Genomic DNA, 6,202 nt, shown 5'->3' on the forward strand with positions numbered 1-6,202 from the left:
ACGAGTACGTGATCGAGATCACGCCCAAGCGCGCTGCCGTCATCGCCGCCGCGCCGGCCGCGCGCGCCGCCGGTGCCGTTGCCGGTGCCGCGCCCGCCCAGGGCTACACGGGTCGCGCCGTAACCTTCAACTTCCAGGACGTGCCGGTGCGCACCGTCCTGCAGTTGATCGCTGAGGAATCCAACCTCAACGTGGTCGCGTCCGACACTGTCCAGGGCAACGTCACCCTGCGCCTGATCAACGTGCCCTGGGACCAGGCCATGGAAATCGTGCTGCGCGCCAAGCAGCTCGACAAGCGCCGCGACGGCAACGTGATCTGGGTGGCTCCGCAGAAGGAAATCGCCGACTTCGAGAAAGCGATGGCCGACGCGCGCATCGCCAACGAAGACCGCGAGGAGCTGGTGACCGAGTACATCGCGATCAACTACGGCAACGCCGAGGAAATCGCGACGCTGCTGACCGACGGCGCCAAGAGCGCCCAGGGTGCCGGCGGCGGTGGTGCTGGAGCGGGCGGCACCACTACTCAAACCAAGGGTTTCCTTTCCCAGCGCGGCAGCGTCAGCTTCGACAACCGCACCAACACGCTGCTGTTGATCGACATCCCCAAGAAGATCCAGGAAGTGCGCCAGCTGCTGGCCACCCTCGACCGCCCGGTGGACCAGGTGCTGATCGAGGCCCGCATCGTCGTGGCGTCCGAGACCTTCGCCCGCGAGCTGGGTGTCATCTTCGGCGTGCAGGACCGCGTGGGTACGCTTCCGGGCGCGGCGGCCGCTGGCGAAACCACCACGGATTCGGGCTTCCTGGTCGGGCTGGGCACCACCACGCCGGCCGGCATCCTGAACCTGAGCATCCTGCGCAGCGACATCGCGCTCGACCTGGAGCTGTCGGCCCTTGAAGAAGAAGGCCGCGGCGAAGTGGTTTCCAACCCGCGCGTGATCACCGCCAACCAGCGTGAAGCGATCATCCGCCAGGGTGACGAAGTCGGCTACCTGACCATCCAGCCGGCCACGGCGGGCGCCGTGCCCACCGCCACCGTCGAGTTCAAGGAAGTGCTGCTTGAGCTGAAGGTCACCCCGACCATCACCCAGGACGGCCGCGTCTATCTCAACCTGATGGTGAAGAAGGACGAAGTCAGCGAGCTGATCACGAACCCCGCCGGTGGCTTCGTGCCGCAGATCGCCCGTCGCGAAGTGAGCACGGCGGTGCTGATCGACAACGGCCAGACGGTCGTGGTGGGCGGCGTCTACGAGTTCAAGTCGCGCGAGGACCTGCGCAAGGTTCCGTTCCTGGGCGACGTGCCGCTGCTGGGCAACCTGTTCCGCAACAAGGGCAAGTCTGCCGAGAAGGCCGAGCTGCTGATCTTCGTAACGCCGCGCATCCTGGAAGTTTCCCGCAAGTAATTCCTGCGACGGCATAGCAACAAGATCGAGGGTCGCGAAAGCGGCCCTCGGTCGTTGGGGGGCGGCACGCATCACGGGTGCCTGGGGCGGCGCCGGATGGTAAGTTACCGGCACTACGAACGAGGTTGCCCGATGGGATCGATGCCCCTTCACACCCGCATGCTGATTGGCTTCGTTGTCGGCGCGGGCCTCGGCCTGTTGGCCAACTTCCTGTTCGCCGACGCAGCGTGGCTGGACCTCACCGTACGCTACGTGGCCGACCCCGTCGGCCAGGTTTTCCTGCGGCTGCTGTTCATGCTGGTGGTGCCGCTGGTGTTCTCGGCGCTGGTGCTGGGCGTGGTCGAGATCGGCGACCCCCGTTCGCTGGGCAGGATAGGCGGCAAGACGCTGGTGTTCATCCTGGTGGTGACGTCAATCGCGGTCACTATCGGGCTGGTCTGCGTGAACCTGCTTCAGCCGGGCCAGGGTCTGCCGCCCGAGGTAGGCCAGGCGCTGTTGGCCGAAACCTCAGAGCAAACCGCCCAGATCACCAGCGGCCGCGAATCCCTGTCCGGCATCGACCTGCTTATCAACATCGTCCCGCGCAACCCGGTGGCGTCGGCCGCCAATGGCGACCTGATCGGCGTGATGTTCTTCTCGCTGATGTTCGGCATCGCCGCCGCGGTGCTTCGCACCGAGGGCACGCACACGTTCGTGAAGTCGGTGCAGGGCGTCTACGACATCTGCCTGAAGCTGATCGGCTGGGTGATCGCCTTGGCGCCCTATGCGGTCGCGGCGCTGCTGTTCTCGATCACCGCCAAGCTGGGGCTGGACGTGCTGGTGCAGCTGGCCCGCTTCGTCGGCACGGTGGTGCTGGCCCTGGCGATCCACTTCTTCGTGGTGTTCCCACTGCTGGTTCGCGGCTTTGGCAAGATGTCGCCAGTGGCTTTCTTCAGGGCTGCCCAGCCGGCGATCCTCACCGCGTTTTCCACCTCGTCGTCCAGCGCCACCCTGCCCACCACTCTGAAAGTGGCCGAGGAGAACCTCGGCGTGCCGCGCCGCGTGTCGCGCTTCGTGTGCACGCTGGGCGCCACCGCCAACATGAACGGAACGGCGCTGTTCGAGGGCGTTACGGTGCTGTTCCTGGCGCAGTTCTTCGGCGTGGAGCTCAGCCTGATGCAGCAGGTCACCATCCTGGTGCTGTGCATCCTGGGTGGCATCGGCGCCGCCGGCGTGCCCGGCGGGTCCCTGCCGGTGATCGCCATGATCCTGGTGATGTTCGGCATACCCGCCGAAGGCATCGGCCTGATCCTGGGCGTGGACCGGTTCCTGGACATGTGCCGCACCTGCGTGAACGTGACTGGCGACCTGGTGGGTGCCGTGGTCATCGGCCAGGGTGAGCCCGAGCATCTCGCCGAAGCCGCCTAGCACCGCCCGCCCAGCCGAGCAACGGCGACATTCGGGGCCGGCTGGGGGAAAATGACCGGCCCCGCCCATGCGGCGGGCCGCCCGACTCCTCCTAGCCGAAGCCGCCCACCATGAGCACCGCCACGCCGTCCCGCCGCGATCTCGCCAACGCCATCCGCTTCCTGGCCATCGACGCCGTCGAGGCGGCCAAGTCCGGCCATCCCGGCATGCCCATGGGTATGGCCGACATCGCCGAAGTGCTCTGGAACGACTTCCTCCGGCACAACCCGAACAACCCCAAGTGGTTCAACCGCGATCGCTTCGTCCTGTCCAATGGACACGGGTCGATGCTGATCTATGCGCTGCTGCACCTGTCGGGCTACGACCTGCCGATCGAACAGCTCAAGCAGTTCCGCCAGCTGCACAGCAAGACCGCCGGCCACCCCGAGTTCGGCCACACGCCGGGCGTTGAAACCACCCCCGGCCCGCTGGGCCAGGGCTTGGCCAATGCCGTGGGCATGGCCCTGGCCGAGAAGCTGCTGGCCAATCAGTTCAATCGCCCCGAGTTCGAGGTGGTTGACCACACCACGTGGGTGTTCATGGGCGACGGCTGCCTGATGGAAGGCATCTCGCACGAAGCCGCGTCGCTCGCCGGCACCTGGGGCCTGGGCAAGCTGGTGGCGTTCTGGGACGACAACCGGATATCGATCGACGGCGACACCTCGGGCTGGTTCACCGACGACACGGCCGCCCGCTTCGAAGCCTACGGCTGGCAGGTCATCCGCAGCGTCAACGGCCACGATCCCGTGGAAATCACCCAGGCCATCAAGACCGCGCTGGCCGAGGCCGATCGGCCCACCCTGATCTGCTGCCGCACCCACATCGGCTTTGGCGCGCCCAACAAGCAGGGCAAGGAATCGGCCCACGGCGCGCCGCTGGGCAAGGACGAGATCGCCGCCACGCGCGCCGCGCTGGACTGGCCCCACGCCCCGTTCGAGATCCCGCAGGCGATCTCCGACGGCTGGCGCGCCGGCAACACCGGCCTGGTGCGGGAAGAGCAGTGGAACCGCCTGTTCGACGGCTACGCCAAGGCGTATCCGGCGCTTGCGGCGGAACTGGTGCGCCGCTCCCACGCCGAACTGCCCGAAGGCTTCGCCGACGCAGCGAAGGCCTACATCGCCAAGCTGCAGCTCGATGGCCCGGTGGTCGCGTCGCGCAAGGCGTCGCAGATGGCGCTGGACGCCTTCGGCCCGCTGCTGCCGGAGCTGATCGGCGGCTCGGCCGACCTGGCCCATTCCAATCTCACGCTCTGGAAGGGCAGCAAGTCCGTCACCAGCAACGATGCCAACGCCAACTACGTGCACTACGGCGTGCGCGAGTTCGGCATGAGCGCCATCAGCAACGGCATTGCGCTGCACGGTGGCTTCATTCCCTACGACGCGACCTTCCTGGTGTTCTCCGACTACTCGCGCAACGCGCTGCGCATGTCGGCGCTGATTCCCGCGCGCGCCATCCATGTGTTCACCCACGATTCGATCGGCCTGGGCGAAGACGGCCCCACCCACCAGCCGGTGGAACACCTGGCATCGCTGCGCTACATCCCCAACAACGACGTGTGGCGGCCTTGTGATGCGGTGGAGTCGGCCGTCAGCTGGCAGGCGGCGATTGAACGCACCGAAGGCCCCAGCTGCCTGATATTCAGCCGCCAGAACCTGGCCCACCAGCCGCGCACGCCGCAGCAGCTTGCCGACATCGCCCGCGGCGGCTACGTGCTGAGCGATCCGGGCGAAGCGTCGTTCGACGTGATCCTGATCGGCACCGGTTCGGAAACCGAGCTGGCCATGGAGGCCATGCGCCGCCTGGCGGCCGAGGGCATCCGGGCGCGGGTGGTGTCCATGCCCAGCACCGACGTGTTCGACCGGCAGCCGCTGGAGTGGCGCGAGGCCGTGCTGCCGTCCTGGTGCCGCAAACGCGTGGCGGTGGAAGCTGGCGTCACCGGCTTCTGGCACAAGTATGTCGGCCTGGACGGTGCGGTGGTCGGCATCGACAGCTTCGGCGCCTCGGCGCCCGCCGACCAGCTGTATCACTTCTTCGGCATCACCGCCGAAGCGGTGGTGGACGCCGCCAAAGCCCTGCGCTGACCGGGCGACACCCGCCCGGTCCGCTCAGCGATCCGGGCCGGGTGCGCAGAAGGCGCCATGCAGCGACGCGATGATGTCGTGCACCAGGCCGTCGTGGACCGAGTAGTAGACGGTCTGCGCTTCGCGGCGGGTGCTCACCAGCTCCTTCTCCCGCAGCACCGCCAGGTGCTGGGACAGCGCCGACTGGCTCAGGTCCACCAGGGCGTTGATCTCGCCCACCGACATTTCCCGCTCAATCAGCAGGCACAGCACGCGCAGCCGCTGGGGATTGGCCATGGCCTTGAGCAGGTCCGCGGCCTCGTTCGCGCGTTCCTTCATCTCAAGCGCGGGGGCGACGGTGGGCAGCGCGCGCTCGGCGCTCATTTGCCCGGGCCCCCCGCGATGTCCCGCGCTTGTTCGGACCAGGCCAGGAAGCCACCGGCCAGCGACAGCGGTTCGGCGAAGCCCAGGCGCAGCAGGGCCTCGGCCGCCAGCGCCGAGCGGCCGCCGCTGCGGCAATAGAGCACCACGGGTCGATCGCGGTGGGCCAGGGCGGGGTCGCGAACGCCGTTCACCGCCGGATGACCGTCCACCTCGAATTCCAGGACGCCGCGCGGAATGTTGGCGGCGCCAGGCACATGCCCGTCGGCGAATTCGCCGGGCTCGCGCACGTCGATCACCGGCACGCCGCTCGCCTGAAGCGCCAGCAGCTGCGCGGCGTCGATCTCGCGGACGCGGGACTTGGCCTCGGACACCAATTGTTGGGCGGTTTGACGCATGTCGGGTCTCCTTTTGGGGTTCCGCTATATTATCATTGAATTCTAATTAAGCACCAGCTAATATATCTGGAGCTGGGCACAGCCAACGACGAAAGGAGACGGGCATGGCGCACATCGTAATTCTGGGAGCCGGCATTGGCGGCATGAGTGCAGCCTACGAAATCCGGGCCAGCCTGCCAAAACAGCATCGGATCACCGTCGTGGGCGAAGGCCCCCAGTTCTCCTTCACGCCCTCCAACCCCTGGGTGGCAGTCGGGTGGCGCGAATCGACCGCGATCCAGATCAACGTCCAGCCGCACCTGGCCAAAAAGGACATTCAGTTCGAAGGCGCCGGCGCACGCACGGTGGTCCCCGAGGAAAACCATCTGGTGCTGGGCGACGGCCGCCGCCTGGACTACGACTATCTGGTCATCACCACCGGCCCGCGCCTGGCGTTCGACGAAGTGCCGGGCCTGGGGCCGCAGGGCCACACGCATTCGGTCTGCACCACCGCCCACGCCAGCGAGGCGTGGGCGGC

At 67.3% G+C, this 6,202-nt stretch carries 6 protein-coding genes; 4 read left to right on the forward strand and 2 right to left on the reverse strand.

Features of this window, described 5'->3' with window-relative positions:
• From pilQ to tkt, 3 genes are all read left to right on the forward strand, one after another.
• Positions 1-1,400: type IV pilus secretin PilQ (pilQ, locus tag K0M70_RS03665; RefSeq protein WP_290779436.1), on the forward strand; the 1,400-nt coding region annotated here is incomplete at its 5' end.
• A gap of 141 nt (positions 1,401-1,541) precedes the next feature.
• Complete coding sequence (locus K0M70_RS03670) at positions 1,542-2,807, forward strand: dicarboxylate/amino acid:cation symporter (protein ID WP_290779438.1); 1,266 nt, start codon at positions 1,542-1,544, stop codon at positions 2,805-2,807.
• 110 nt (positions 2,808-2,917) lie between these two features.
• Positions 2,918-4,927 carry a transketolase gene (gene tkt, locus K0M70_RS03675; protein WP_290779440.1) on the forward strand — a complete coding sequence of 670 codons (2,010 nt, stop codon included), beginning with the start codon at positions 2,918-2,920 and terminating at the stop codon, positions 4,925-4,927.
• Between the two features lie 24 nt (positions 4,928-4,951).
• On the opposite strand, the gene K0M70_RS03680 is transcribed toward tkt, so the two are convergent.
• Both K0M70_RS03680 and K0M70_RS03685 read right to left on the reverse strand, forming a co-directional pair.
• Positions 4,952-5,290 carry a metalloregulator ArsR/SmtB family transcription factor gene (locus tag K0M70_RS03680; RefSeq protein WP_290779442.1) on the reverse strand — a complete coding sequence of 113 codons (339 nt, stop codon included), beginning with the start codon at positions 5,288-5,290 and terminating at the stop codon, positions 4,952-4,954.
• Positions 5,287-5,685, reverse strand: a complete 399-nt coding sequence (locus K0M70_RS03685) for a rhodanese-like domain-containing protein (protein ID WP_290779444.1) — start codon at positions 5,683-5,685, stop codon at positions 5,287-5,289. The genes K0M70_RS03680 and K0M70_RS03685 overlap by 4 nt, the downstream gene beginning before the upstream one ends.
• A 104-nt stretch (positions 5,686-5,789) precedes the next feature.
• On the opposite strand from K0M70_RS03685, the gene K0M70_RS03690 reads away from it, so the two are divergent.
• Positions 5,790-6,202 (forward strand): FAD-dependent oxidoreductase (locus K0M70_RS03690; RefSeq protein WP_290779446.1); only part of this gene is annotated, 413 nt, incomplete at its 3' end.

Source organism: Arenimonas sp. (genome assembly GCF_019459675.1).
Classification (GTDB): domain Bacteria; phylum Pseudomonadota; class Gammaproteobacteria; order Xanthomonadales; family Xanthomonadaceae; genus Arenimonas.